Source organism: Herbiconiux gentiana (assembly GCF_024978135.1).
Taxonomy (GTDB): Bacteria; Actinomycetota; Actinomycetes; order Actinomycetales; family Microbacteriaceae; genus Herbiconiux; species Herbiconiux gentiana.
Map to the genome: position 1 here is coordinate 380,248 of NZ_JANTEZ010000002.1, position 25,231 is coordinate 405,478.

Sequence of the window (25,231 nt, forward strand, 5' to 3'; positions counted from 1 at the left end):
GCCTCTGACAGAGGGGTCAGAAGGGTCAGCCGGGTCAGCCGCCCGCCGTGCCCGACTTCGACGAGGCGAAACCCGACTTGCCCGACGAGCCGAAGCCCGACTTCAGCGGCGCCCGCTCCCCGGTCGTCGCCCCGGCCGGCGCCGGCGAGACCACGTCGCTCTGCAGCCGCGATCCCGGCGCGGCGAACCCGGCCGACGGCACCGGCGCCCAGCCCGAGACACGCGACGAGTTCCACCGCGACCCCGCGAACAGCAGCGGCCCGAGCCACAGCCCGGTGTACCCCGCCCGCGGGTAGTTCGAGGACGGCTCGCACAGCTCCTCGGGAGTGTCCACGATGTCCTGCCCCTGCTTCTCGAGCACCGCGATCTGCTCGGTCACGTCGGCGATGCAGTCCTCCTTCGAGGAGTACATCGGCCGCTCGGCGTCCGACGGCACCACGTACTTCTGCCCGTCGGCACCCTCCAGCACCACACCCTCCTCGGTGGGCGCACAGCCCGAGAGCGCGAGCACCGCGCCGGCGATCGAGGCGACGGCCACACCCCGGGTGAGCCCCGGACGGTTGGCCACGGCGATGCCCGACAGCGACAGACGGGTCGAGGCGGCAGATCTCATCGGGAACCTCCGGGGGCGATGTAGTGCGGCACGAACTCGGCGAGGTCGCCCGTGATCGGCCCGCTCGTCTCGCGCAGGTCGATGCCCGCGGGCGTCTCCCCCACGATCCAGCTGCCGATCACGGCCGTCTTGCCGGGGATCGGCGGGAAGGCGGCGAGCGCCTGGTACACGAGGTCGTCGTAGGGGCCGGGCTCCGACGCGACCAAAGCACCCGAGGCATCGTGCACCGAGACGTTCGCGCCTTCGCGACCGAGTCGCGGCTTCGACACGTACGGGCGCCCGGAAAGAGCATCCGGAGCCGAGAAAGCGGGCAGCAGGTTCGGGTGCCCCGGGAACAGCTCCCAGAGCACGACGAGCAACTGCTTGTTGCTCAATAGCAGCTTCCAGGCGGGCTCGACCCACTGCGTGGCGCCCCGGCTGATCGGCAGGAAGCCGCCGAACTGCTCGGTGATCATCCACTCCCACGGGTACAGCTTGAAGATGTGGCGGATGGGCTCGTCGGAGCCGTCGAGGAAGAGCTGCCGGTCCATGCTCCAGCGCACGTCCTCCATGAAGACGAGCTTCGGGTCGAAGCCGGCGGCGGCAGCGGTCTCGGCCATGTAGGCCACGGTGTCGAAGTCCTCCACGATCAAGGCGCCGTCGCCCGTGTCGTGCAGCGAGGCGAGGTGCAGCCGGGCCCCGGGGGCGAGGCCCCAACGAGCGGTGCGGATGTGCGTCCACTGCTCCACGAGCAGCTCGTGCAGCCCGTTGAACTGGTCGGCGTCGGCCGGCAGCGCGCCCGAGGAGCGCAGGTCGTCGAACCACTGCCACTGGGCGGCGGCCGACTCGACGAGCGAGGTGGGCGTGTCGGCGTTGAACTCGAGCAGCGACACGGTGCCCGCCCCGTCGTAGGCCAGGTCGAAGCGGCCGTAGACCGTGGGGTCGTCGTCGTCCCAGGATGCGCGGACGAGCTCGTGGTACCGCCCCGGTATGCCGAACTCCTCGAACCGGCCCTGGCGCACCACGTGCTCGACGGCGTCCATGCACCGCGTGAACAGCTCGGTCGTGGCCGCCTCGATCAACTCTATCTCGGGCATCGTGAAGACGTAGGCGGCGGACTCGTTCCAATACGGCCGGCCGCCCTCCGACTCGAGGTCGTAGAAGCTGAAGCCGACCGCGTCGAGGCGGTCGCGCCACGCGTGTCGGGGGGTCATCTCGGTGCGATGCATCGTCACGAGCGTAACCCCGCGGCGGGGGTGCGGGGCGGGGCTTGCGGGTGACGCCCGGGTCGGGCATCCGCTCGCTCTGGCGAGAAGCCGGCAGAGCGGATGCCCGCCCGCACTACTTCAGCGCGTCGAGCTCGGCGAACTCCTCGTCGCTCAGCTCGATCGCGGCCGCGGCGACGTTCTCCTCGAGGTGGCCGACCGACTTGGTGCCGGGGATCGGCAGCATCACGGGCGAGCGGCGCAGCAGCCAGGCGAGCGCGAGCTGGCTCGGGGTGACGCCGTGCCGCGCGGCGAGCTCGGCCAGGGGCGAGCCCTCGCCGCTCAGCTTGCCGGTCGCGAGCGGGAACCATGGGATGAAGGCGATACCCTCGGCGGTCGCGTGGTCGAGCAGCGCCTCGGACTTGCGGTTCGAGATGTTGAACAGGTTCTGCACGGAGACGATCGGGGCGACGGCCGACGCGGCCTCGACCTCGTCGATCGAGACCTCGGAGAGGCCGATGTGGCGCACCTTGCCCTCGTCCTGCAGGGCCTTGAGCTCGCCGATCTGCTCCTCGAGCGGCACCTTCGGGTCGATGCGGTGCAGCTGCAGCAGGTCGATGCGGTCGACGCCGAGGTGGCGGAGGTTCAGCTCGGTCTGCTGGCGCAGATACTCGGGGCGGCCGACCGGGATCCACTCGTTCGGGCCCTGGCGGGTGAAGCCGACCTTGGTGGCGATGGTGACGCCCTCGGCGTAGGGGTGCAGCGCCTCGCGGATGAGGCCGTCGGTGACGAAGGGCCCGTACGCGTCGGCGGTGTCGATCAGGGTCACGCCGAGCTCGACGGCGCGGCGCAGCACGGCGATCGCGCCGGCGCGGTCGGCCGGCTCGCCCCACACGCCGGGGCCGGTGAGCTGCATGGTGCCGAAGCCGAGGCGGTCGACGCTGAGATCTCCGCCGATGGCGAAGGTTCCGGATGCGGCGGCGGGCTTCTGAGAGCTGGTGTCAGTCATGCAGGGGTCAACCGGGTGGGGCGCCGCTCTCTTCCCCCATGGCGTTCGCCAGGCGCGGAACACCGCGGCCGCCCTCGCGCCTCGAAGTGGAGTAGCAATTGCTCATCACGCCCCGGCCGCGTCGCCTGCCATCCTGAATCCGCACCGCGTTCCGGGTGCACCGCGGCTCCTCCCGTGCATGTCCCCCACCTCACGTGTGGCATCGCCGCCGCCCCGGAACGCGGTGCATCCTGCGCGCATCTCGACTGGACCGGCTCAGACCGCCTGGGCGAAGGGGGCCGGAGCGTCGGCGAGGGCCTCGAGATTCGCCGGCACCGGCCAGCCCTTGCGGCGCAGCGACTGCGCCCAGAGGCGTCCGGCACGATACGACGAGCGCACCAGCGGCCCCGCGAGCACGCCGAGGAAGCCGATCTCCTCCGCCTCCTCGCGGATCTCGACGAACTCCTCCGGCCGCACCCACGATGCCACCGGCAGATGCCGCGGCGACGGCCGCAGGTACTGCGTCACCGTGATGATGTCACAGCCCGCGTCATGCAGGTCCTGCAGCGCCGCCGAGATCTCCGCCCGGGTCTCCCCCATGCCGAGGATCAGGTTCGACTTGGTGATCAGCCGCGCATCCCGAGCCTGCGTGATGACCCCGAGCGACCGCTCGTACCGGAACGCCGGCCGGATGCGCTTGAAGATGCGGGGCACCGTCTCGACGTTGTGCGCGAACACCTCGGGCCGCGACTCGAACACCGTCTCAAGCAGCGCCGGGTTGCCCGAGAAGTCGGTCGCGAGGATCTCGACCCCCGTGCCGGGGTTCATCGCGTGGATCTGGCGCACCGTCTCGGCGTGCAGCCACGCCCCCTCGTCGGGCAGGTCGTCGCGGGCCACCCCGGTGACGGTCGCGTAGCGCAGGCCCATCGACTGCACCGACGACGCCACGCGCCGTGGCTCGTCCCGGTCGTAGTCGGCGGGCTTTCCGGTGTCGATCTGGCAGAAGTCGCAGCGCCGCGTGCACTGCGAACCTCCGATCAGGAAGGTCGCCTCCTTGTCCTCCCAGCACTCGAAGATGTTGGGGCAGCCGGCCTCCTGGCACACCGTGTGCAACTCCTGCGTCTTCACCAGCGACTGCAGCGCCGTGTACTCGGGGCCGAAGCGCGCCTTCGTCTTGATCCACTCGGGCTTCCGCTCGATCGGGGTCTCGGCGTTCCTGACCTCCAGGCGCAGCATCCGCCGGCCGTCGGGGGCCGCGGTCACGAGGCCACCGCCAGGCCGTGCAGCTCGCGCGCCGGGGCTGCGAGCGGGGCCGAGGCCGGTGCCGGGGCTGCGATCACCGGATGCCCGCCCGCCGCCTCCCGCGGCGACTCGAACCGCGCCACCACCGCCTCGACCACGTCGCGCGGCTCGACCCGGCGGCCGAGCACCTCGCTCAGCGTGGTGACCCCGGCGTCGCGGATGCCGCACGCGACGATCGCGTCGTACGGCTCCAGCGGGTTGCTGCAGTTGAGGGCGAAGCCGTGCGTGGTGACGCCGGAGGCGACGCGGATGCCGATGGCACCGAGCTTGTGCTCGCGGCCGTCGAGCGTGGTCCAGATGCCGGAGCGGCCCTCGACGCGATGGGCGTCGACCCCGAGGGAGGCGACGACGTCGAGCAGCAGCTGCTCGAGCATCCGCACGTAGGCGACGACGTCGATCGGGTCGGGCAGACGCACGATCGGGTAGCCGACGAGCTGGCCGGGCCCGTGCCAGGTGATCTTGCCGCCGCGGTCGACGTCGATCACCGGGGTGCCGCCGCCGGCCGCGCCCGCCGGGCGCTCGGACGGCTCGGTGCGCTTGCCGGCCGTGTAGACCGCCTCGTGCTCGAGCAGCACCAGGGTGTCGGGCGCGGAGCCCGCCACGACCCGGTCGTGCAGGTGCGATTGCAGCGTCAGGCCCTCGAGGTACGGGACGAGTCGATCGCCCACACCCTCGTTCAGAACATCCGTCATGGCGTCATCCTACGATTAATGTACGCGGCACAACAATGCACGTTGCGGGCTTCTTAGGGTCATTCGATAGGGTCAGGGCGCAGCGCCGTGCGGCGCGGATCGAGGAGCACCCACGGCATGAGCCCCGCCACGAGCGACAAGAGCATCTACGACGGCATGTCCAAGAAGGACAGGCAGGCGCTGTCGCGGGAGCTGGCGCGGCTCAGGCGCATCGAGGAGCAGAAGCGTCGGCGGCGCAACAAGATCATCGCGATCGTCGTCGCCGTGGTCGCGGTGGTGGCGCTGCTCGCCGGTGCGGCCTGGGCGATCTACAGCACAGTGCGGGCGAGCTTCACCGGCCCGGCGAACATGCTGAGCGACGGGATCGTGCTGACCGGCAGCGGCTCGGCGATCACCGCGACGACCACCGACGCCATCCAGCCCGGCGAGCAGCCGGTGCCCTCGGAGCTCGACACGGCGACCGTGCTGCGACTCACGGAGTACGTCGACTACGGCAGCGCCGACGTCGGCACCTTCGAGACGACGAACGGTGCCTCGCTGCAGAGCTACGTCAGCGCCGGCTACGCGAGTCTCGAGCTGCACCCCGTGGCGCTCGAGGGGCCCGACAGCTACTCGGCCCGAGCGGCGAACACGATCGCCTGCGTGGCGAACGCGGTGCCCGACGCGGTTCTTCCGGTGCACAACGCGCTGATCGCGAAGATCGCCGACCTGCCCGACGGCGGGCTCTCGAACGACGAGCTGGCGAAGCTGGTGTCGGATGCGGGACTGACCGACGACTCGGTCGCCTCGTGCATCACGGGGAACGAGTTCTCGGACTGGGTGACCGACTCCACCGCGCGGGCGCAGGCGGGTATCCCGAACGCCGACGTCGAGACGCTGGCGGCCGCGCCGCTGCTGATCGTCGACGGCAAGGCCTACACCGGGGCGCTCGACGACCCCGAGGCGCTCTCGACCTTCATCACCGAGACCTACACCGAGGTCGCCGACCCGCCGGCCACCGACGGCACCGACCCGACGGCCCCCGCCGACGGCACGGCCCCCGCCGACGGTACGGCCCCGGCCGACGGCACGGCCCCCGCCGAGTAACGGCGCGTGGTCATTTTCGGCGCGAAACGCACGGTTTTGGCGCCGAAAGTGACCACTCGCGAAGAGGTGGAGCGGGCGTCAGTGGGCGGCGCCGAGCTCGATGACGAAGACGCCGACCGCGATGAGGGCGATGCCCGCGATCATGCGCGGGGTCAGCTTCTCCTTGAACAGGATGCGCGCGAGGATCGCCGTGAGCGCGACCCCGCACGCGGCCCAGATGCCATACGCGATGCCGACCGGCAGACCGCCCGCGAGGGCGATCGCCAACAGCGTGAAGGCGAGCAGGTAGAACACCACGACGGGGGCGATCCAGCGTCGCTTGCGGAACCCCTCCGAGGCCCGGAGCGCCAGGGTCGCGGCCACCTCGGTGACGATGGCGCCGGCCAGCAGCAGCCAGATCATGGGCGGTCTCCGTCGACGGAGGCGGGATGCGCATCCGGAGCCTGGTGCGGTGAGCCCGTCTCGACCAGCACGACACCGACGATCACGATCGCGATGCCCACCCCGATGGTCAGCGTGAGCTGCTCGCCGAAGACGAGGGCGGCCAGCACGGCGGTGAGTGCCACGCCCGCCGCCGACCAGACACCGTAGATGACGCTGATCGGGGCGCCGCGGCGCAGCAGCACGGCGAGCGCCACGAACGCGCCGGCGTAGCCCGCCGCGGCGAGCGCCACCCAGCCGGGGTGGTCGACGGCGGCGCGCAGCGACAGGGTCGCCGTCACCTCGAGCGCGATCGCGGCCGCGAGCAGCAGCCAGTTGCGCAGATCCGAGCCCATGTAGCCGCCTTCCGTCGGGGCCACCCTAGCGGCGTCGCGCTCGGGTCGCCGGATCAGTCGTCGGCGACGGTGATGGTCACGTCGATGTTGCCCCGGGTGGCGTTGGAGTACGGGCAGACCTGGTGCGCCGCGTCGGCGATGGCCTGGGCGGTGTCGTGCTCGACGCCCGGCAGCACCACCTCGAGCAGCACGGCGAGCTGGAAGCCGCCCTGTCCGTTGGACGAGATGCTCACGCGGCCGCCGACGGAGGAATCGCTGACGTCGACCTTCTTCGAGCGGGCGACCATCTGCAGGGCGGAGTGGAAACACGCGGCGTAGCCCGCGGCGAACAGCTGCTCGGGGTTGGAGCCGTTGCCCGAGCCGCCCATCGCGGCGGGCACGGCGAGGTCGAGGTCGACCCGCCCGTCGGAGCTGCGGACGTGGCCGTCGCGGCCGGCTCCGGTGGCGAGGGCTTCGGCGGTGTAGAGGGCGTTCGACATGGGTGGTGCCTTTCGGGTGGGTGACGCCGGGGGTCGGCGCCGGGGGTGGGTACGGGTGGGCGGGTTCGAGCGGTCAGGGAACAGGAGGGGCGACGGGCGCCCGCATGCCGGAGGTGATGCGCCCGAGGGTCGACACGAGCTCGGAGAGCTCCGCAGCCGACGAGACGCCGTACCGCGGCCCCAGGCAGGCGATCGCCTCGCCCAGCTCACCGAGGGTGCGTCGGCCGTCGGCGGTGAGAGACGCCGTGACGCGGCGCTCGTCGCTGTCGCGGCGCTCGCGCAGCACGAGCCCGCGCTCGTCGAGCCGGCGCAGCAAGGGTGACAGCGTTCCGGAGTCGAGCCCCAGCTGCTCGCCGAGCCCCCCGACCGTGAGGCCGTCGGGTGCCGAGCCGAGCGCGACGAGCGCGATGTACTGGGTGTACGTGAGATTCCACGGCTCGAGCACCGTGCGGTGGGCCTGCGCCACCGCGTTCGAGGCGCGGTAGAGCGCGAAGCAGATCATGTCGTCGAGGGGATTCATCGCGGTCGATCATACGCAACCAAGTTGTGCGCAATCAAATGGAGGGAATAAGGTTGTCGATACAACCGTTTCAGATGCCATGACCTCGACCGCAGACCTCCTCGCTCCCGACACCGCCATGGGCGCCGTCACCCTCCGCGTCGGCGACCTCGACCGCATGATCGCGTATTACCGCGACGCCGTGACGCTCGACGTGATCGCGCAGCAGGGCGACTCCGCGGTGCTCGGCCGGGGCGGGGTGCCGGCCGTCGTGCTGCAGCACGCCCCCGAGCTGCGGAACCCCGAGCCCCGCTCGGCGGGGCTGTTCCACACGGCCATCCTGTTCGACACCGAAGCGGCGCTGGCCGCGGCGGTCTACTCGGTGGCCACCCGCTTCCCGCAGTCGTTCACCGGCTCGAGCGACCACCTCGTCTCGAAGGCCTTCTACTTCGACGACCCCGAGCACAACGGCGTGGAGCTCTACTGGGACCGCGACCGCACCGAGTGGAGCTGGGCCCACGGACAGATCGAGATGGGCACCGTCTACCTCGACCCGAACGCGTACCTGCAGCAGCACCTCAGCGCCGACACGGTGGCCGAGCCGCGCGTGGGCGGAGCATCCGTCGGCCACGTGCACCTCTCGGTGGGCGACGTCGCCCGAGCGCGCGACTTCTACGTCGACTCGCTGGGCTTCGAGACGACGATCGCGATGGGCTCGTCGGCGCTGTTCGTCTCGGCCGGCGGCTACCACCACCACATGGCGATGAACGTCTGGAACTCGAAGGGCGCCGGGCGGCGTCAGCCCGCGCTCGGGCTCGGCCAGGTCGAGATCGTGCTACCGGATGCCGACGGCGTCGCCGCGGCCGACGAGCGGCTGCGGGCGCGCGGTCTGCAGACGGCGAACGACGGGCTCCAGGTGACGGTGTCCGACCCGTGGGACAACACCATCCTCCTGAAGCCCGCCGTCTGAGACTCGCTCAGGCCGTGGCCAGACCGATCGCGCCGGTCGCGGTGCCGGCTGCGGGAGCGGAGCCCGCTGCGCGAGCCGTGCTGGCCGAGCGCGCAGGGCGCGCGACGGCGTCACGGGAGCGCCCGCGCACGGGCCCTTCGGAGTCGGTGTAGCGGCCGATCGGCCGCCGATTCACGGAATCCGTCGAGACATAGGAGCCCCAGACGTGTCGGGGGCCGTACTCTGGGTCGTGTTCGGTCATTCTTCTGCCTTCCAGGGTGGGGTGTTTCCGAACCCGCGGTGCCGGGGGTCCAGCCCGGCACCGCGACTTATCTCAGGCCGGGTCAGGCCTGGCCGATGCCGACCGTCTCGGGGGCGACGTCGGCGCCGGGAGCCGAGGGCTCCAGGGCCTCGGCCACCCGCAGCGCGAGGGTCGCGTCGACGTTGTGCCAGTACTCGAGCACACGCACGCGCAGCTCGGGGATGGTCACCTTCGAGACGTGGCCGGCGATGTTCGCCACCAGCCGGTCGCGCGCCGCGTCGTCGAGCACCTCGCGCACGAGGGTTCCGGCCTGGCCGAAGTCGTCGTCCTCGGGGTGCAGCGTGGCGGCGGTGCGGACGAGCTCGCCGTCGGCCTCCCAGCCCGCGTCGTTGCCGTGCCGCGCGGGGTCGGCGTGCGGTCCGCCGTAGGAGTTCGGCGCGTAGACCGGGCGCGAGGGCGACGCGAAGTCGTGACGCATCGCTCCGTCCTTCGAGTAGGAGTTGACCGGGCTGTGCGGCGCGTTGACCGGGAGCTCGGCGTGGTTCGTGCCGACACGGTAGCGGTGGGCATCCGCGTAGCTGAAGATGCGGGCGAGCAGCATCTTGTCGGGCGAGGCCGCGATGCCGGGCACGAAGTTCGAGGGGGCGAAGGTCGCCTGCTCGATCTGCGCGAAGTAGTTCTCGGGGTTGCGGTTCAGCGTCATGGTGCCGACCTCGATCAGCGGGTAGTCGCCGTGCGGCCAGACCTTCGTGAGGTCGAACGGGTTGAAGCGGTACGAGGCCGCGTCGGCGTAGGGCATGACCTGCACCGAGAGGGTCCACGACGGGAACTCCTCGCGGGCGATGGCCTCGCTGAGGTCGCGGATGTGGAAGTCGGCGTCCTCTCCAGCGATCTGGTCGGCGTCGGCCTGCGAGAGGATCTCGATGCCCTGGTTGGTCTTGAAGTGATACTTCACCCAGAAGCGCTCGCCCGCGGCGTTGATCCACTGGTAGGTGTGCGAACCGAAGCCGTCCATGTGCCGCCACGAGGCGGGCAGGCCGCGGTCGCCCATCAGCCAGGTCACCTGGTGCGCCGACTCGGGCGAGAGGGTCCAGAAGTCCCACTGCATGTTGTGGTCGCGCAGGTGCGTGCCGGGCAGGCGCTTCTGCGAGCGGATGAAGTCGGGGAACTTGATGCCGTCGCGGATGAAGAAGACCGGGGTGTTGTTGCCCACGAGGTCGTAGTTGCCCTCGTCGGTGTAGAACTTCAGCGCGAAGCCGCGCGGGTCGCGCCAGGTGTCGGGCGAACCCTGCTCGCCGGCGACGGTGGAGAAGCGGGCGAGCAGCTCGGTGCTGGCACCCGGCTGGAACAGCGACGCCCGGGTGTAGGCGCTCACGTCGCCGGTGGTCTCGAAGACGCCGAAGGCGCCGCCGCCCTTCGCGTGCACGACACGCTCCGGAACCCGCTCGCGGTTGAACTGGGCGAGCTTCTCGACGAGGTAGTGATCGTGGAGGACGACCGGCCCGTCGGCCCCGACGCTCTGCGAGTGGTCGTCGCTGGCGACGGGAGCGCCCGAGTTGGTGGTGGTGAAGTCGGTCATGTTCTCTCCGGTTCTGTTGTGGTGATCGCCTCGGCCGCCTGGCACGCGGGGCACAGGCCCCAGAACGTGACCTCGGCGGTCGTGACGCGGAAGCCGCTCGTCGAGGACGGGCTCAGGCAGGGCGCGGCGCCGTGCACGCAGTCGACGTCGTCGACCGCTCCGCATCCGGTGCAGACCACGTGGTGGTGGTTGTCGCCCACGCGCCGCTCGAACCGCGCGGGAGACCCCGCGGGCTCGATCCGGCGCAGCAGCCCGGCCTCGGTGAGGGCGTTCAGCACGGCGTAGGTGGCCGGCAGCGACAGCCCGGGGAGCTCCCGGGCGGCCAGCTGCCGCACCTCGTCGGCATCGGCGTGCGGGTGCGTCTCGAGCGCCCGCAGCACGGCCAGCCGCTGCTCGGTGACACGCAGGCCGGCAGAGCGGATGCGCGTCGCGAGCTCACTGGTCATGAGACGACCGTAGCCGCTAATCATGAATGTTTCATGATTAGCGGCTACGTCGGGCGTGTCGTCAGGCGGCTAGCCGGCGCACACCGTGAGGTCGGCCACGGCCATCGGAAGGGCCTGCTCGCCACCCAGCAGGGTGACCTCCGTCGCACCCAGATCCGTGATCCGCTTCAGCGTCTCGGCGGGGATGCAGGAGCCCGGCACCGTGAACAGCGGGGCGTCGATCCGGGGGCCGTAGGCGGAGCCCGACAGCGCATCCGGGAACCGCTCGCCGGTGGCCAGCAGCACCCGGCCGGCCTCGTCGAAGGAGTACCGGTTGATGCTGCGCGAGGTCGCGTAGCGGTCGGCACCTCCCAGACGCACCGTCGGGGCGATGGTCGCCGCCTGGTTCAGGATGCCCGCCGAGACCGACTCGCTGCCGCCGACGATCACGATCTTCGACACACCGAGCTGCTCGAGGAGGTCGGCGGTCGCGGAGTCGAGCTTGCCCGCGGGGCCGTTCACGAGCAGCACCGGACCGGCGCCGTCGACCGCGGCACCGGCCGACAGGGCGTCGGCGAAGGTGGTTCCGGTCGCCAGCACGGCGACGTCGGCGCCGTCGGGGAACGCGGCCTTCGCGAGGTTGCGCGAGGCCTCGAAGCGGTCGACGCCGCCGATGCGGGAGACCTCTCCGAGCTCCTTCAGGCTCGCCTCGGCCTCGGCCGAGACGGCCTCGACGCCACCCACGATGACGATCTTCTTCGCACCCAGGCGCTGGATCTCGGCCTTCACCGCATCCGGAACCGAGGCCTTCGTCGTCAGCAGCACCGGAGCGTCGGCACGCGTGGCGGCCGGAGCCGCCGACAGCGCGTCGGGGAAGGACTCGCCGCTCGTGACGTAGACCGTCTCCGAGCCGTTCGGCCAGCCGTCCTTCGACGCGTTCACCGCGACCTCGAAGCGGTCGGCGCCGCCAATGCGGTCGACCTCGGGAGGCGTGGGCAGTCCGCCCGTGACCGACACCGGGATGCGCACCACGGTGCCGCTCGGCTGCGCGGTGAGCACCAGTTGGCTCGCGGCATAGGCGTCGGCGGGCACCTCGACGGTGACCTCCGCGCTGCCGTCCGTCACCGGGACGGCATCGAAGGTCGCCGCCGATCCGGGCCAGGAGACCTGGAGCGAGGTGTTCTGCGGGCTGCCGAGCGAGGTCAGGTCGAGACCCGAGACCGTGGCCGAGACCTCGGCACCCAGCTCGACCGGGCCGGCGGTGACGTCGGTCACCGCGACCGCCTGCCGGGCGAAGTCGGGCGTGAGGCCCGGGTTCGCCTCGAGGTACGCGATCCACGCGTCGCGGTCGACCAGACCCGAGTCGCGCGTGTCGGTGCCCTCGGTGAACTCGCGGAAGTTGTCACCGCCCTGCAGCAGGAAGTTGAACGACCCGATGCGGTACGACGCGTCGGGGTCGATGGGCTTCCCGTCGATGAAGACGCCGGTGATGTGCGAGCCCTGCTCGGCCTCGGGGTCGAAGGTGTAGGTCACGTTCTTCGACAGCCCCAGCTGCAGGTACGGCCGCGACGGCACGGTGCCGTCGGGGTTCGTCTGCCACTGCTGCTCGAGCACCGTCGTGAACTGCTCGCCGGTGAGGCTCGTCGTCCAGAGGTTGTTCACGAACGGCAGCACCGCGTTGGCCTCGGCGTAGGTGACCACGCCGTCGGGGGCGAAGGTCAGCTCCTCACGGAGTCCGCCGGGGTTGACGACGCCGATCTCGGCACCGCCCCGGTCGGCGGAGCCGAGCGAGGAGACGAGCGAGTCGGCCACCAGGTCGCCGAGCGTCGACTCCGAGGCGCGGTCGTCGCGCTTGCCCCCGGTGTAGACGCCGTCGACGTAGGAGCCGCCGCTGAACGCGGTGGTGATGTCGGCGGTGACGGAGCCCTTCGGCTGGTTGCCGATCTCCGCGGCCTTCGCGAGTGCCGCATCCGTGATGGTCTTCACCTCGGCGACCGCCGGATAGGTGCTGACCAGCTGGGCGTCGAGCGCGGCGCTGTTGGCCGCGGTCTCCTCGGGCGTCGCGCCGGTGGCGGCGGCCAGGCGCTTGACGTTCTCGGCCGTGTAGCCCTCCACCTCGCCGGTGGCGGGGTCGAGGGAGAGCACGACGTGACCGATGTTCTCGCCGTAGTTGCCGGTCTGCAGCACCGGGCGGGTCTTGTCGCTGCCCGGGATCGGGCCGTCCCACGCGTACTGCTTGTGCGTGTGGCCGGTGAAGATCGCCGCCACACGGGCGTCGGTGTCGTTCACGATCTTCGCGAAGGCTCCGCCCTCGGCGACCTCCTGCTCGAGGGTCGCGCCCTCGACGAGGCCCGCGCCGGCGCCCTCGTGGTAGCTGGCGATGATCACGTCGGCCTCGCCGTTGGACTCGTCGCCGTCGCTCAGCTGAGCGGCCACGCGGTTCACCGCGTCCACCGGGTCGCCGAAGTCGAGGTCGGCGATGCCGCCGGGCGAGACGAGCGACGGGGTCTCCTGGGTGATCGCACCGATGACGGCGACCTTCAGCCCGCCGACCTCCTGGATCGAGTACTCGTCGAGCGCCGGCGTCTGAGTGCCCTTCTCGTAGACGTTCGCGCCGAGGTAGTCCCAGCTCGCGTTGCGCGCGTCGTCGGCGCCGATGATGCGGTCGACGAGATCGGCGTAGCCCTGGTCGAACTCGTGGTTGCCCACGGCACTCGTCTTCAGGTCGAGCGCGTTCAGCACGTCGATCGTGGGCTGGTCCTGCTGCACCGCCGAGGCGAAGAGCGAGGCGCCGACGTTGTCGCCCGAGGAGATGAAGAGCGAGTTCGGGCTCTGGGCCTTGAGCTGCTCGACCGTTCCGGCGAACTTCACGGTGTTGGTGTCGATGCGTCCGTGGAAGTCGTTGATGTCGATCAGGTTCAGATCGAGCGTCGACGGCTCCTCACCGGCCGCCGGCGTGTAGCCGACGATCACCGGGTCGTGGTCGCTCGAGCGGAAGACGTCCTCGGAGTAGAAGTTCGTCGCGTTGTAGTTGTAGCGGCTGTACTCCTTGGCGATCGTCTCGCCCGAGTTGATGTTCCAGATGTCGACACCGCTCACCTTGGCGTCGGCCGAGGGGCTGGCGTAGACGTGGTCGAGCGAACCGCTCGCGCCACTGAAGGAGTAGCTGTACTTGCCCGACTTGGCGCCCTGGTCGACGTAGCCCGCGTCGGTGATCGTGACGGCCGGGTCCTCCTGGGTGTAGGCGTTGAAGTCGCCGATCAGGAAGACGTCGCTGGTGCCGAGCTCGGTCTGCAGCGACTCGGAGAAGTCGAGCAGAGCGGTGGCCTGACGCACGCGGTCGCCGTTGAAGTAGCCCTGCGGGCCGTCGGCGTTGTCACCGGTGGCCGTGTCGGAGGACGACTTCGACTTGAAGTGGTTGACGATCGCGATGAACTCGCTACCCTCGGCGCCCACGGGAGCGAACTCCTGGGCGAGGGGCTGACGGGCGTTCGCGAAGGCCGGGTCGATCAGCACGCGCGAGGCGCCCACGGGGGCGACGACGGCCTTCTTGTAGATGAAGGCGGTGCGGATGACGTCCTGCTCCTCGATCGGGGGCAGCGCGTCGGCGGCCGGCGAGGGCACGAAGGCCCACTCGTCCGAGCCGGCGGCGGCGTTCAGCGCCGCGACGAGGGTCGACAGGGCCGCATCGCGGTCGGCGCCGAACTTCGCCGAGTTCTCGATCTCCTCGAGCGAGACGACCTCGGCGCCCAGGCCGTTGATCGCCGCGACGATCTTCGCCTGCTGGCGGGCCAGGTCCTCCGGCTCGGCGGCACCGCGGGCGTCGCAGCCGGTGTCGACCGTCACGGGGTCGCCGTCGCGGTCGGTGTAGTACGAGCATCCGGAGAGCTGGTCGCCGGTGGTCGTGAAGTAGTTCAGCACGTTGAAGCCCGCGAGCTGCAGCGCGCCGCCGACGTCCTCGGGCGCCGCATCCTGCTCGCCGGCGAAGCTCGCGGGGGCCTCGGCACCCGAGACGTACTGCGAGGTCGGCTGGAATTTCCAGGCGTTGTTGCGGTAGTCGAAGACGACCGGTGCCGCGAACGTCACCGACGAGCCCACGACGATGTCGGGGTTCTCGGTGAGGTAGGGCAGCGGGATGTCCTTGTTGGCGTCGGAGCCGAGGAAGTTGATGCTGGCGCCGTCGTCGAGGGTCACGGCGCGGGCGGCGTTGTCGGCGACGGCGGCCGTGTAAGCGTCGGTGCCCGGCCGGGCCAGCTCGGTGGGGGTGATCAGGGGCGAGTCGCCGGCGGCCAGGCCGATCTCGGCGTACTGATTGGTCGTGTAGGTGTTCGTGACGGTCCACTCACCCTGGGGCGCGACCAGCATGCTCTCGACGGCCTCACGACCCGCGGCATCCAGAGGCAGCGTGAGGGCCAGCGGTACCACCGGCTCCGCGGCGTCGAGCTTCACCAGGCCGTCGGCCGAGGCGACCTCGAACTCGGTCAGGCCCTGGAACTCGGTGACCGTGCCGGTGATCTGCACGTGGTCCCCGATGGCGACGGATGCGACGGTCGCCTTCGAGTAGACGAAGATCGCGTCGCTGGCGGTGCGCCCGTCGACCTCGGCACCGGTGCCGGGGGTCTGGACGACGTAGCCGTTGAACCCGCCGACCGGATAGGCCGCCGTGACGACACCGCTGGTGGTCACCACCGGCTTGTCGGGAGTGGCGAAGGGCGAGGCGTCGCCCGTGCCCTGGATCTCGGCGATGGTGTACTCCGCGGCGGCGGCCGCGGGCGCAGGCGCCTCGGTGGCGGAGGCGGTGGACACGACGCCGACGAAGGGCGACGCGAACAGCGCCCCTCCGGCGATCGTGGCGAGGATCGCTTTCAGCGACCTCGAGGGTGATTCGGACATGGATCTCCTAGACGAGGGGGCTCACACGGATGCCGTCATGCTAGGGAACCTGCGCAACGAAAGAAAGACTGAACATTTCGGGCAGGTTAATAAAGAGAAACTGAATGATTGTCACCCTGATGGGGGGCAAGAAGCGTATCGCGGGGCAACGGGTGTTGTCCACAAACCGCATCCGCTGGATAGTGTGATTGACAGAACGGAACGTGCTGATCCAGGGGGACGAATGCCGGGTACCACTCATCGACGGGTCGTCGGCGCCCCGTCGGAGAAGGTCGTGGGCCTCGACCGCGATCCCGACGAGATCATCGACGCGCTCCTCGCCGGAGGCAGCGTCGTCATCGTCGGCGCGCCGGGCAGCGGCAAGAGCCACCTCGTGCGAGCCGTCGCCGACGGGCTGCGCCGCCGCGGTGTCGATCCGGTGGTGCTGCGGTCCGGTGAGAGCGCTCCCGCTGGTCTCGGCGAGCCTGCGCGGCCCGGTTCGGCGCCCCTCGTGCTCGTCGTCGACGACGCCCTCGCCCGGCCCGCATCCGAGCTCGAGGCCATCAGCCACGCGGTCTGCACCGGCGCCGCCCGGGTATTGATGACGGCCGAGACAGACCCGTGCATCCAGATCTCGGGGTTGCCGCCCGTGCTCGCGCAGCTCTGGCTCGACGGCGTCGTGGTGCGCCACGACCTGCAGCCGCTCGACGACATCACTGCCGATCAGCTCATCTCATGTGTGGTCGGCGACGACGTGCTCGACTCGGTCACCCGCGCCGTGGTCACCCAGCGCGCGGCCGGCTCCCGGATGCTCCTCCGCGAGCTCGCGCTCGACGCCGCCGAGGCGCGGCGCGGCGGGGGGCACGAGCCGTGGGAGATGCGCCGGGCGAGGGCCGGATCGCGGCTCGCCGACGCCCTTCGCACCATGGTCGACTCCTACGACCTGGAGCAGCAGCTCGCCCTCGCCCTGGTGGCGAGACTCGACGGGGTCGAGTACACCACGCTCAGCCGAGTCGTCCGCTCGAAGGTGCTCGACACCCTGCTCGGTCGGCGCGTCGTGCGCGAGACGGGGCCGCACCGCCTGCTGCACGCCACCCTGCCGATCGCCCAGGAAGCCGACCACCGGCTGCCACCCGGCAGGGTTGACGCGCTCGTCGACGAACTGGTCACGCGCGTGCTCACCGAGCCCGGAGTGGGCCCCAGCCGACCGGTGATGCGCGCCGCCGCCGCGTCGTGGCACGCCGGGAGCACGTCGATCCCTGCACCGGCCGACGTCGACCCGGCCTTGAGGGGCCTGGTGCTCGGCACCGCCGCCGCGGCGGCCAACGCCGAGGGCCGGGCGGGGCTGGCACTCGACTACGTGGCCCTGGGATTCGCGGTCGACGGGCATCCGGGACTCAACCTCGAGGCGTCGCGCGCCCTCGCCCGTCTGCATCGCGTCGACGAGGCCTTCGAGCAGCTGTCGCAGCTCGACCCGGCTGCGGTGCCCACGGCCGAACTGCGGGGCATCGTGCGCTGGTGGGCGAGCATGATCGGGTGGCAGCCGGCCGGGCGCTCCCTCGGCGACATCGAGGCCTGGCTCGACGCAGCGGGGGTCACCGACCCTGGCGTGCTCTGCGAGCTCGAAGCGCAGCGCGCGGAAGAGCGCTACCTCGATCTGGACTGGACCGGTGGCGAGAAGCATGCGCTGAGGGTGATCGACGACGCTGAGGCCGGCACGCTCGCCCGGCTGCGCTCTGCGGTCGTGGCGTCGATGTGCGCGGCCCAGCTCGGTCGGGGGGCAGACGGGCTCGCGATGCTGGCCAAGGCCGAGCGCATCAACCGCGACCCGGTCACGAGCCGACCGGTGTCGCTGCGCACCGAGCTCGTGCTGATCTGCTTCCAGGCGTTCAGCGGCGTGATCGCGGGGAGCGTCCCCCCGCACCTCGACGAGCGACTCCGTTACGCCGTCGGTGTCGCGGCTCAGCGCAAGGATCGCAGCGGGCTCGCGCTGGCCGGCATCGTGTCGGGCGTCGCGCTGGGCTTCGCGGCCGGCGACGACGCCGTCTCCGAACTCGAGTTCGGCGCGGCGATCGATCGCATCGACCGCATCGAGTACGCCGTGTTCCGGCCGCTGGTCGGCAACCTCCGGGCCAGCGCCCTCGCTCGCCTCGGGCGGGTGGCCGAAGCCAGGCAGGTGCTCGACGAGATCGACATCGAGCAGCTGCGGGTGCATCGCCTGTTCCGCTACTCCCGGCACATCGTCGAGTACGACATCGCGATCGCCGCGGGCGAGCTGGGCACCGCGGAAGCTGCTCTGGTGGCCGCCGAGACGGAGCGGGCCATGGGTGATCCCTCGGCCGGGCCATCGGCGACCGACACGATGCGCCGCAACAGCCTGACCCGCACGCTCGACGCCCTGGATCCCGCCCCTCGGCTCGAGGGTGGGACGAGCCGGGTGCTGACCGACCGCGAGCACGAGATCGCCCTGCTCGTGGCGAGCCGCCTGAGCAACAAGGAGATCGCGCAGCAGCTCTATCTGTCGGTGCGCACGGTCGAGTCGCACATCTACGCCGCGCGCGGCAAGCTGGGCGCCGGCTCCCGTCGTGAGCTCGGCGAGCGCGTGCGCGAGCAGGATGCCCGGCTGCGCACCACGGGGCGGTAGACTGGGCGCGTCCTCCCCCGTCACTCCCCGAGGAGCAGCTGTGCCCAAGATCGTCGTCGACGTCATGCCGAAAGCCGAACTCCTCGACCCGCAGGGCAAGGCCGTCGCCGGCGCTCTGACGCGGCTCGGCAAGACCGAGTTCACCGGGGTGCGGGTGGGCAAGCGCTTCGAGCTCACGGTCGACGGCGACGTCGACGCCGCGGTGCTCGCCGACGTGCGCGAGATCGCCGACGAATTGCTGTCGAACTCGGTCATCGAAGACGTCGTGAACATCACGGTGCTCGACGAGGCCGGGGCGCACAGCGCGGCCGCCTCGGGGGCGCTGGCATGACCCGCGTCGGCGTCGTCACCTTCCCGGGCTCGCTCGACGACCGCGACGCCCAGCGCGCCGTGCGCTTCGCCGGGGCCGAGCCGGTGGCCCTCTGGCACGGCGACCACGACCTCCAGGGCGTCGACGCGGTGGTGCTGCCCGGCGGCTTCAGCTACGGCGACTACCTGCGCTGCGGGGCCATCGCCTCGCACTCGCCGATCATGCGTGAGGTCGTCTCCGCCGCCGAGCGCGGCGTGCCGGTGCTCGGCATCTGCAACGGCTTCCAGATGCTCACCGAGGCGCACCTTCTGCCCGGCGGCCTTATCCGAAACGACCACGGCTCGTTCATCTGCCGCGACCAGCTGCTGCGCGTCGAGAACGCCTCGACGGCCTGGACGAACGCGTTCGCCGTCGGCCAGGAGATCACCATCCCGCTGAAGAACGGCGAGGGCGGCTACATCGCGTCCGCCGAGACGCTCGAGCGGCTCGAGGGCGAGGGTCTCGTCACGTTCCGCTACGTGGGCGTGAACCCCAACGGCTCGCTGAACGACATCGCCGGCGTCTCGAACGAGCGCGGCAACGTGGTGGGGCTGATGCCGCACCCGGAGCACGCCATCGAACCGGGCTTCGGCCCTGACACGGCGCTCGCGATGCGCTCGGGCGTCGACGGCCTCGGCCTGTTCACCTCGGCGCTGCAGTCGCTGCTGGCTGTCTGAGCGCTCACCGTCAAGCCCCTCCGGTCGATCCGAACCGGGGGTAGACCTGATGCTGAGGAGCGATACCACGTGGCAGGGAGCTCCGGAGCACAGGAGGCACCGATGCCCACCACAGGATTCCCCACCGAACGCGCCCGGCCGGTCGATGCGACCGCCCTCGTCTGGCGCTGCCCGCAGCCCGACCTCTGGGTCGCCGTCGACGCGCACGGTCGCCCGGCCGGCATCGTCTCGCAGCGCCGCCGCAGCCTCTTCGTGACGACCGCCGTCACCGGGCACGCCCTCGGCCAGCACGAGACCCTCGCCGCCGCGCAGACCGCCCTCGAGCGCCACGCGGTGGCGTAGGGCATCCGCTCGACCGGGAGGTGGGGCGGGCTGGGGTGGTGGCGGTCGGTCGGCGGCGGTCGGGGTGGTGTTCGGGGGTGGCGGTCAATCGTCGGCGGGGCCGCGCTCGACGGCGGTGAGCGCCTGGGTGTCGAGAGCCGCGGCGCCGCCGTAGCCGCTGCGGCGGCGGTGCACGAACGTGACGGCCCAGAGCACGATGCCGAGCACGAGCAGGATGCCCGCGATCTCGTACTGCTCGGGAGGCCGACCCGAGGTCCACGGCAGCACGAGGTAGAGGCACGCGACCGCGCCGATCACGGGCAGCGCGGTCGGGGTGCGGAAGTGCGTGTGGTCGACGGGCTTCCGGCGGAGCACCAGCACGCTGACGTTCACCACCGAGAACACCGCGAGCAGCAGCAGCGAGGTCGTGCCACCCAGCAGCACCGCGATGGGGTTGTCGGGGTCGATCGAGACGAAGGCGGTGAGCCCGAGCGCGATGGCCGTGGTGAACAGGATGGCGGCCCACGGCGTGCGCCGCTTCGGCAGCACCTTCGACAGGAACGGGGGCAGCACGCCCTGCTTGCTCATGCCGTAGAGCAGGCGGCTCGCCATCATCATGTTGATCAGCGCGCTGTTCGCGACTGCGAAGAGCGAGATGAACGGGATCAGGGCCGAGATCGGGAAGTCGGGTGCCGCCGTCTGCACCACGGTCACGAGCGGGGTGTCGTTGCCGGCCAGCTCGCCGACGGGCACGATGGCGACCGCCACGATCGACACCAGCACGTAGATCACCGCCGTGATGCCGAGCCCCGTCAGCATCACCTTCGGGAAGATCTTCGAGGGGTTCTTCGTCTCCTCGGCCATGTTCACCGAGTCCTCGAAGCCGACCATCGCGAAGAACGCCAGCGAGGTGGCCGTCGAGATCGCGAGGAAGACGCTCTTGTCGTCGGGGGTGTCGAAGGCGACCGCGCGGGAGAAGTCGGCCTGACCGCCGAAGATGGCGAAGAAGCTGATGAAGATGACCAGCAGCAGGCCGGACAGCTCGACCAGGGTGAGCACGACGTTCAGGCCGACGCTCTCCGCGACCCCGCGGAGGTTCACGGCGGCGATCAGGATCATGAACGCCAGGGCGATCACGAGCGCGAGGCCGGGGCCCTCGCCGAGCCCGAAGCCGATGGCGAAGTTGCTGGCGAACGCTCCGGCCGCCGCCGAGGCCGAGGTGATGCCCGACGACATCACGGTGAAGCAGATCAGGAACGTGACGAAGTGGATGCCGAAGGCCTTGTGCGCGTACAGCGCCGCCCCGGCCGCCTGCGGGTACTTGGTCACCAGCTCGAGGTACGAGCACGCCGTGATGGTCGCCACGACGAACGCGATGAGGAACGGCAGCCAGGCCGCACCCCCCACCTCGGCCGCCACCTGACCGGTGAGCGCGTAGATGCCCGTGCCGAGGATGTCGCCGATGATGAACAGCAGCAGGAGCTTCGGGCCCATCACCTTCTTCAGTTCCGGTTCCGACGGAGAATTCGTGGGTGACGCTGCCGTGGCTGTCATGTGGCCACTATGCACCCTGTTAACCTTCGGCGGGCATAATGCGGGCATGGCGAAGAAGACGAAGACTGCACTGAGAGAACTGGTCAAGGCCCTCGAGAAGCACCAGGAGGTGCTGGAAGACAAGAAGAGCGGGCACGGCAAGCGCGACCGCGCGACCGCGAAGGTGCGCACCGCGGCCATCGCCTACGCCTCGGCCGTGTATGCCAGGAACGGCGGCACCAGCCCGTTCCTCGACCTCCCCGACCCTGGGCTCGACGAGTCGACCGTGGCGTCGCTGAAGGCCGAGAAGGAGGCGCTCGTGGCGAAGCAGTCGCAGAAGAAGTCGTCGAAGCACGCCGCTCCCGAGGGGAATGCGCCGGCCGACGAGGTCGCGCCGGCCGGCGAGGCCGCCGCCGCGTCCTGACGCCGGCGCCGGCGCCTCGGCGTCAGGCCGGCGACTCCGCCCCGAAGCGCTGACGACCCAGCACCGCGAGCAGCTCGAGCTTCGCAGCCGACTCGCTCCGCGGCGCGGCCGTGAGCACGAGCAGCGACTGCCCCTGGTCCTCGGTGAACAGGGCCTGGCAGTCCAGCTCGATCGGGCCGAGCTCCGGGTGGATCAGCGTCTTGTGGTCCTCGAAGCGCCGCGCGACGACCTGCGTCCGCCAGATCGTGTCGAACTCCTCGCTGACGCGTCGCAGCTCGCGCACGAGCGCGCCGGCCCGGGAGTTCTCGCCGGCGGCGCCGTAGGCCGCGCGCAGCCCGGAGACCTGCGCGCGGCTCTGCCTCTCCCGGTCGTCCTCGGGGTACAGCTCGCGTTCGGCCGGGTCGGTGAACCAGCGGTGGATGCCGCTCCGCGCCGCACCGGTGTGCCGCGAGTGGTCGCCCATCAGCGCCTTCGACAGCTCGTTCTGCACCAGCGTCTCGCCGAGGCTCGACAGCACGAGGGCCGGACTGCTCTCGAGCCGGTCGAGCACCCGCAGCAGCGCCGGGGCGACGTGCGTGTCGAGTGGGGTGCGGGCCGGTGCCGTGTGGCCCGCCTGCCGGTAGAGGTAGTCGCGCTCGTCGAGCCCGAGGCGGAGCGCCCGGGCCAGCGCGGCGAGCATCTGCTCGGACGGCTGCGGCCCGCGCACCTGCTCGAGGCGAACGTAGTAGTCCGTCGACATGCCGGCGAGCGCCGCCACCTCGTCGCGGCGGAGGCCCGCGACCCGGCGGCGCGGGCCGGCCGAGAGCCCCACGTCCTCGGGGCGGAGCTCGGTGCGACGGGCGCGGAGGAAGTCGGCGAGGGCGGCGCGGTTCATGATCCGATTATCGGCCGGGCGGGCATCCGGAGACAGGGATCGCGGATCCCCCGACAAGCGCTCCGCTCCCGCCCGGCGCCGCCCGCCCGCAAGCTGGGGCCATGGACATCAGAACCAGCACAGTATTCATCCCCGGCGCCACCTCGGGCATCGGCCTCGCCCTCGCCCTGCGTCTGCAGGCAGCGGGCAGCACCGTCGTCATCGGCGGCCGCCGCACCGAGCTCCTCGAGGAGCTCGCCGCCCACCACGGCTTTGACACGGTCGCCCTCGACATCACCGACCCCGCCTCGGTGACGGCGGCCCGCGACACGGTGCTCGAGCGCCATCCCGAGCTCGACACGATCATCGCGATGGCGGGCGTGATGGCCGTCGAGGACGTGCGCGACCCCGACTTCCTCGACGGGGCCCTGCGCGTGGTCGAGACCAACATCGTCGGCCCGCTGCGCCTCGTGGCCGCCTTCATCGGTCACCTGCAGACGCGGCCGCAGGCCACTGTCATGACGGTGTCGTCGGGGCTCGCCCACACCCCGCTCGCGGTGTCGCCCACCTACAACGGGTCGAAGGCCTTCATCCACCGGTTCAGCGAGACCCTCCGGCTGCAGCTGGCGTCGACCTCGGTCGAGGTCGTCGAGCTGGTGCCGCCGGCGGTGCAGACCGACATCATGCCCGGGCAGGCCGACGAGCCGAGCTACCTGACGCTCGACGACTACGCCGACGAGGTGATGGAGCTGCTCGGCGCGAACCCGCACGCGCACGAGATCCTCGTCGAACGGGTGAAGTTCCTGCGCTTCGCCGAGGTCGAGGGGCGGTACGAGGCGGCGGTCGCGGCCGTCAACGGGTGATCGGCGCGGGCGGGGCAGGCGGGGCGGGCGGCGGCTGAGGCGTTCGGGGCGGCTGCCGGCCGCGGGCGTCAGCCCTCCTGCTGGGGCGCGCTGGCTGCGTCGGCTGCGTCGCCTGCCCCGCCCGCCCCGCCGATGTTCACCAGCCAATTGATGCCGAAGCGGTCGCGCACCATGCCGAAGCTGTCGCCCCACGGTGCCTGCACCAGCGGCTCGGTGACCGTGCCGCCCTCGGCCAGCTTGTCGAAGTACCCGTGCAGGTCGTCGCTGTCGTCGGGCCCACCGCTCAGCGACACGGAGATGTTGGTGCCGACGGTCAGCTCCATGTGACTCGGGGTGTCGGACATCATCAGCACCAGTCCGCCCGGCGCGCTGAGCTGGGCGTGCATCACCAGGTGCTCCTCCCCCGGCTCGACCGGCATGCCGAAGTCGCCGAACGAGCTCACGCCCAGCTCGCCGCCGAAGACCGACTGGTAGAACTCCGCCGCCTCCCTCGCCTGGCCGCGGAAGTTGATGTAGGGGTTCAGGGTGGTCATGGTCGCTCCTCCGAGTGGTCGTGGGGGTACGCTAGCAGAACATGTGAACGCTGTACACATGTAATCGGTGAACGGATGCGCGAGCATCCGTCGCCCGTCACCCGACTAGCCCGAACAGGCCCCCGACGGCACCTCGTCGGTCGTCGACACCGCCGCCAGCACGGGCGCGATCTCATCGAGCGTGAGAGCGTAGCCCGTCTCGGCGTCGACGGTGGAGCGCGCGAACACGACGCCGACGACCTGGCCGGCGTCGTCGAAGAGGGGGCCGCCCGAGTTGCCGGGGAGCACGGTCGAGCGCAGGGAGTAGATCTCGCGGGTCACGGCGTCGGCCCCGTAGATGTCGCGGCCGACGGCGTCGACGACGTCGCGCACCCGGGAGGGGACGACGGAGTACGGGCCGTTCTCGGGGTAGCCCGCGACCACCGCCGAGTCGCCCGAGGCGAGCTCGGTGCCGAGCGGCAGGGGGTCGGCCGGGAGGCCGGGCACGTCGAGCACCGCGAGATCGCGCTGGGGGTCGAAGACGACGAGTCGGGCCTCGTAGGGGCGGCTCTGCCCGGCGAGCTGCACGGCCAGGGAGTCGCTGCCCGCCACGACGTGTGCGTTGGTCACGACCCGGTCGGCCGCCACGACCCAGCCGCTGCCCTCGGCGTCGGAGCCGCAGCGCGGGGCGGAGGACAGGATGCGGACGACACCGCCCGCGGCCTGGTTCACCGCATCCGGAACCGTGGGGTCGGGCTGGGGCGCGCCCGGGATGATCTCCTGACCGTAGGCGAAGACCTCGGGGAAGCCGGCCGTGTCGAGCGCCTGGCCGAGCGTGCCGAGCGCGCTCTCGGCGGGCACCGGGGCGATGCGGTCGAGGGTCGCGACGACCCGCGAGGAGGCGATGGCCTGGGTCAGCTGGGGGACGCCGGCCGAGGGCAGGAAGGCCGCCAGCAGCCACACCACGACACCCCAGATGAGCAGGCCCAGCACACCGCCGCCCAGCGCGTCGAGGCCCCGGCCGATCTTCACGATGCCGATCACGCGGCGCAGCAGCGAGGCGACGCCCGTGAGCACCGCCGAGGCGAGCGAGATGCAGACGATCAGCACGCCGACCGCGGCCAGGGTGCGCTGCAGCGGACTGCTCCAGCCGAGACCCGCCAGCCAGTCGACCACCGGCGGCGCGGCCCAGCCCGTCACGAGCGCGCCGACCACGATCCCGGCGAGCGCCGCCGCCGTGAGCAGGGCACCCCGGCGCCAGCCCCCGACGACGGCCAGCAGGGCGATCACGAGCAGCACGAGGTCGATGACGATGTCCATGTGCGGATCAGGCTACGCGGGGGGCGTGG

The 25,231-nt window shown here is 71.2% G+C and carries 25 protein-coding genes; 8 read left to right on the forward strand and 17 right to left on the reverse strand.

The genetic code is table 11. From position 1 onward, the window contains the following. Window positions 1-34: 34 nt before the first annotated feature. From NVV95_RS05475 to lipB, 5 genes are all read right to left on the reverse strand, one after another. Entirely contained in the window at window positions 35-613 is a 579-nt protein-coding gene (locus NVV95_RS05475) for a hypothetical protein (protein ID WP_259485530.1), read from the reverse strand. After that, complete coding sequence (locus NVV95_RS05480) at window positions 610-1,821, reverse strand: glutathionylspermidine synthase family protein (protein WP_259485531.1); 1,212 nt, start codon at window positions 1,819-1,821, stop codon at window positions 610-612. Before NVV95_RS05480 ends, NVV95_RS05475 begins: the two co-directional genes overlap by 4 nt. Before the next feature lie 112 nt (window positions 1,822-1,933). After that, on the reverse strand, window positions 1,934-2,806 hold the full coding sequence (locus NVV95_RS05485; RefSeq protein ID WP_259485532.1) for an aldo/keto reductase: 873 nt from the start codon (window positions 2,804-2,806) through the stop codon (window positions 1,934-1,936). 255 nt (window positions 2,807-3,061) lie between these two features. Beyond that, a complete protein-coding gene (gene lipA / locus NVV95_RS05490) occupies window positions 3,062-4,048 on the reverse strand; it encodes a lipoyl synthase (RefSeq protein ID WP_259485533.1) in 987 nt (328 codons plus the stop codon). Further along, complete coding sequence (gene lipB / locus NVV95_RS05495; RefSeq protein WP_259485534.1) at window positions 4,045-4,779, reverse strand: lipoyl(octanoyl) transferase LipB; 735 nt, start codon at window positions 4,777-4,779, stop codon at window positions 4,045-4,047. Before lipB ends, lipA begins: the two co-directional genes overlap by 4 nt. 117 nt (window positions 4,780-4,896) lie before the next feature. Here lipB and NVV95_RS05500 point away from each other — a divergent pair, with 117 nt between their 5' ends. After that, the gene (locus tag NVV95_RS05500) at window positions 4,897-5,865 is read left to right on the forward strand and encodes a DsbA family protein (protein ID WP_259485535.1); all 969 of its coding nucleotides are present in this window, start codon (window positions 4,897-4,899) and stop codon (window positions 5,863-5,865) included. Window positions 5,866-5,943: 78 nt separating this feature from the next. Here NVV95_RS05500 and NVV95_RS05505 read toward each other — a convergent pair whose 3' ends face one another. The 4 genes from NVV95_RS05505 to NVV95_RS05520 all read right to left on the reverse strand — a co-directional run bounded on the left by NVV95_RS05505 (window position 5,944) and on the right by NVV95_RS05520 (window position 7,640). Continuing rightward, window positions 5,944-6,267 carry a DMT family transporter gene (locus tag NVV95_RS05505; protein ID WP_259485536.1) on the reverse strand — a complete coding sequence of 108 codons (324 nt, stop codon included), beginning with the start codon at window positions 6,265-6,267 and terminating at the stop codon, window positions 5,944-5,946. Continuing rightward, a complete protein-coding gene (locus NVV95_RS05510) occupies window positions 6,264-6,641 on the reverse strand; it encodes a DMT family transporter (protein ID WP_259485537.1) in 378 nt (125 codons plus the stop codon). The genes NVV95_RS05505 and NVV95_RS05510 overlap by 4 nt, the downstream gene beginning before the upstream one ends. A gap of 53 nt (window positions 6,642-6,694) precedes the next feature. Continuing rightward, window positions 6,695-7,120: an organic hydroperoxide resistance protein gene (locus NVV95_RS05515; RefSeq protein ID WP_259485538.1), complete on the reverse strand. Its 426-nt coding sequence runs from the start codon at window positions 7,118-7,120 to the stop codon at window positions 6,695-6,697. Window positions 7,121-7,193: 73 nt separating this feature from the next. After that, window positions 7,194-7,640: a MarR family winged helix-turn-helix transcriptional regulator gene (locus NVV95_RS05520; protein WP_259485539.1), complete on the reverse strand. Its 447-nt coding sequence runs from the start codon at window positions 7,638-7,640 to the stop codon at window positions 7,194-7,196. Between the two features lie 79 nt (window positions 7,641-7,719). Between NVV95_RS05520 and NVV95_RS05525 the strand changes: the two genes are divergently transcribed. Further along, window positions 7,720-8,589 carry a VOC family protein gene (locus tag NVV95_RS05525; protein WP_259485540.1) on the forward strand — a complete coding sequence of 290 codons (870 nt, stop codon included), beginning with the start codon at window positions 7,720-7,722 and terminating at the stop codon, window positions 8,587-8,589. Window positions 8,590-8,596: 7 nt separating this feature from the next. On the opposite strand, the gene NVV95_RS05530 is transcribed toward NVV95_RS05525, so the two are convergent. The 4 genes from NVV95_RS05530 to NVV95_RS05550 all read right to left on the reverse strand — a co-directional run bounded on the left by NVV95_RS05530 (window position 8,597) and on the right by NVV95_RS05550 (window position 15,727). Then, entirely contained in the window at window positions 8,597-8,830 is a 234-nt protein-coding gene (locus tag NVV95_RS05530) for a hypothetical protein (protein ID WP_259485541.1), read from the reverse strand. 82 nt (window positions 8,831-8,912) lie between these two features. After that, complete coding sequence (locus NVV95_RS05535) at window positions 8,913-10,409, reverse strand: catalase (protein ID WP_259485542.1); 1,497 nt, start codon at window positions 10,407-10,409, stop codon at window positions 8,913-8,915. Next, the gene (locus tag NVV95_RS05540) at window positions 10,406-10,855 is read right to left on the reverse strand and encodes a Fur family transcriptional regulator (RefSeq protein WP_259485543.1); all 450 of its coding nucleotides are present in this window, start codon (window positions 10,853-10,855) and stop codon (window positions 10,406-10,408) included. Before NVV95_RS05540 ends, NVV95_RS05535 begins: the two co-directional genes overlap by 4 nt. Window positions 10,856-10,924: 69 nt before the next feature. Further along, entirely contained in the window at window positions 10,925-15,727 is a 4,803-nt protein-coding gene (locus tag NVV95_RS05550; RefSeq protein WP_310796050.1) for an ExeM/NucH family extracellular endonuclease, read from the reverse strand. A gap of 223 nt (window positions 15,728-15,950) precedes the next feature. Between NVV95_RS05550 and NVV95_RS05555 the strand changes: the two genes are divergently transcribed. The 4 genes from NVV95_RS05555 (at window position 15,951) to NVV95_RS05570 (ending at window position 19,718) form a co-directional block, all read left to right on the forward strand. Further along, entirely contained in the window at window positions 15,951-18,350 is a 2,400-nt protein-coding gene (locus NVV95_RS05555) for a LuxR C-terminal-related transcriptional regulator (RefSeq protein WP_259485544.1), read from the forward strand. A gap of 40 nt (window positions 18,351-18,390) precedes the next feature. Next, window positions 18,391-18,681: a phosphoribosylformylglycinamidine synthase subunit PurS gene (gene purS / locus NVV95_RS05560; RefSeq protein WP_259485545.1), complete on the forward strand. Its 291-nt coding sequence runs from the start codon at window positions 18,391-18,393 to the stop codon at window positions 18,679-18,681. Next, window positions 18,678-19,376 carry a phosphoribosylformylglycinamidine synthase subunit PurQ gene (purQ, locus tag NVV95_RS05565; RefSeq protein ID WP_259485546.1) on the forward strand — a complete coding sequence of 233 codons (699 nt, stop codon included), beginning with the start codon at window positions 18,678-18,680 and terminating at the stop codon, window positions 19,374-19,376. The genes purS and purQ overlap by 4 nt, the downstream gene beginning before the upstream one ends. 102 nt (window positions 19,377-19,478) lie before the next feature. Further along, window positions 19,479-19,718, forward strand: coding sequence for a hypothetical protein (locus tag NVV95_RS05570; RefSeq protein ID WP_259485547.1), 240 nt, complete (start codon window positions 19,479-19,481; stop codon window positions 19,716-19,718). A gap of 84 nt (window positions 19,719-19,802) precedes the next feature. Here the strand turns inward: NVV95_RS05570 and NVV95_RS05575 are convergent, their stop codons facing one another. After that, window positions 19,803-21,251, reverse strand: coding sequence for an APC family permease (locus NVV95_RS05575; protein ID WP_259485548.1), 1,449 nt, complete (start codon window positions 21,249-21,251; stop codon window positions 19,803-19,805). Between the two features lie 46 nt (window positions 21,252-21,297). Between NVV95_RS05575 and NVV95_RS05580 the strand changes: the two genes are divergently transcribed. Then, on the forward strand, window positions 21,298-21,654 hold the full coding sequence (locus tag NVV95_RS05580; protein WP_259485549.1) for a hypothetical protein: 357 nt from the start codon (window positions 21,298-21,300) through the stop codon (window positions 21,652-21,654). A 22-nt stretch (window positions 21,655-21,676) separates the two neighbouring features. Here the strand turns inward: NVV95_RS05580 and NVV95_RS05585 are convergent, their stop codons facing one another. After that, window positions 21,677-22,528, reverse strand: coding sequence for an MmyB family transcriptional regulator (locus NVV95_RS05585; RefSeq protein WP_259485550.1), 852 nt, complete (start codon window positions 22,526-22,528; stop codon window positions 21,677-21,679). 101 nt (window positions 22,529-22,629) lie between these two features. Between NVV95_RS05585 and NVV95_RS05590 the strand changes: the two genes are divergently transcribed. Continuing rightward, window positions 22,630-23,370 (forward strand): SDR family oxidoreductase, encoded by a 741-nt coding sequence (locus tag NVV95_RS05590; RefSeq protein WP_259485551.1) that lies wholly within the window; start codon window positions 22,630-22,632, stop codon window positions 23,368-23,370. A gap of 68 nt (window positions 23,371-23,438) precedes the next feature. Here the strand turns inward: NVV95_RS05590 and NVV95_RS05595 are convergent, their stop codons facing one another. Together NVV95_RS05595 and NVV95_RS05600 are read right to left on the reverse strand one after the other, a co-directional pair. Further along, window positions 23,439-23,903 carry a VOC family protein gene (locus NVV95_RS05595; RefSeq protein WP_259485552.1) on the reverse strand — a complete coding sequence of 155 codons (465 nt, stop codon included), beginning with the start codon at window positions 23,901-23,903 and terminating at the stop codon, window positions 23,439-23,441. Between the two features lie 105 nt (window positions 23,904-24,008). Then, window positions 24,009-25,202 carry a MarP family serine protease gene (locus NVV95_RS05600; protein ID WP_259485553.1) on the reverse strand — a complete coding sequence of 398 codons (1,194 nt, stop codon included), beginning with the start codon at window positions 25,200-25,202 and terminating at the stop codon, window positions 24,009-24,011. Between the last annotated feature and the right edge of the window lie 29 nt (window positions 25,203-25,231).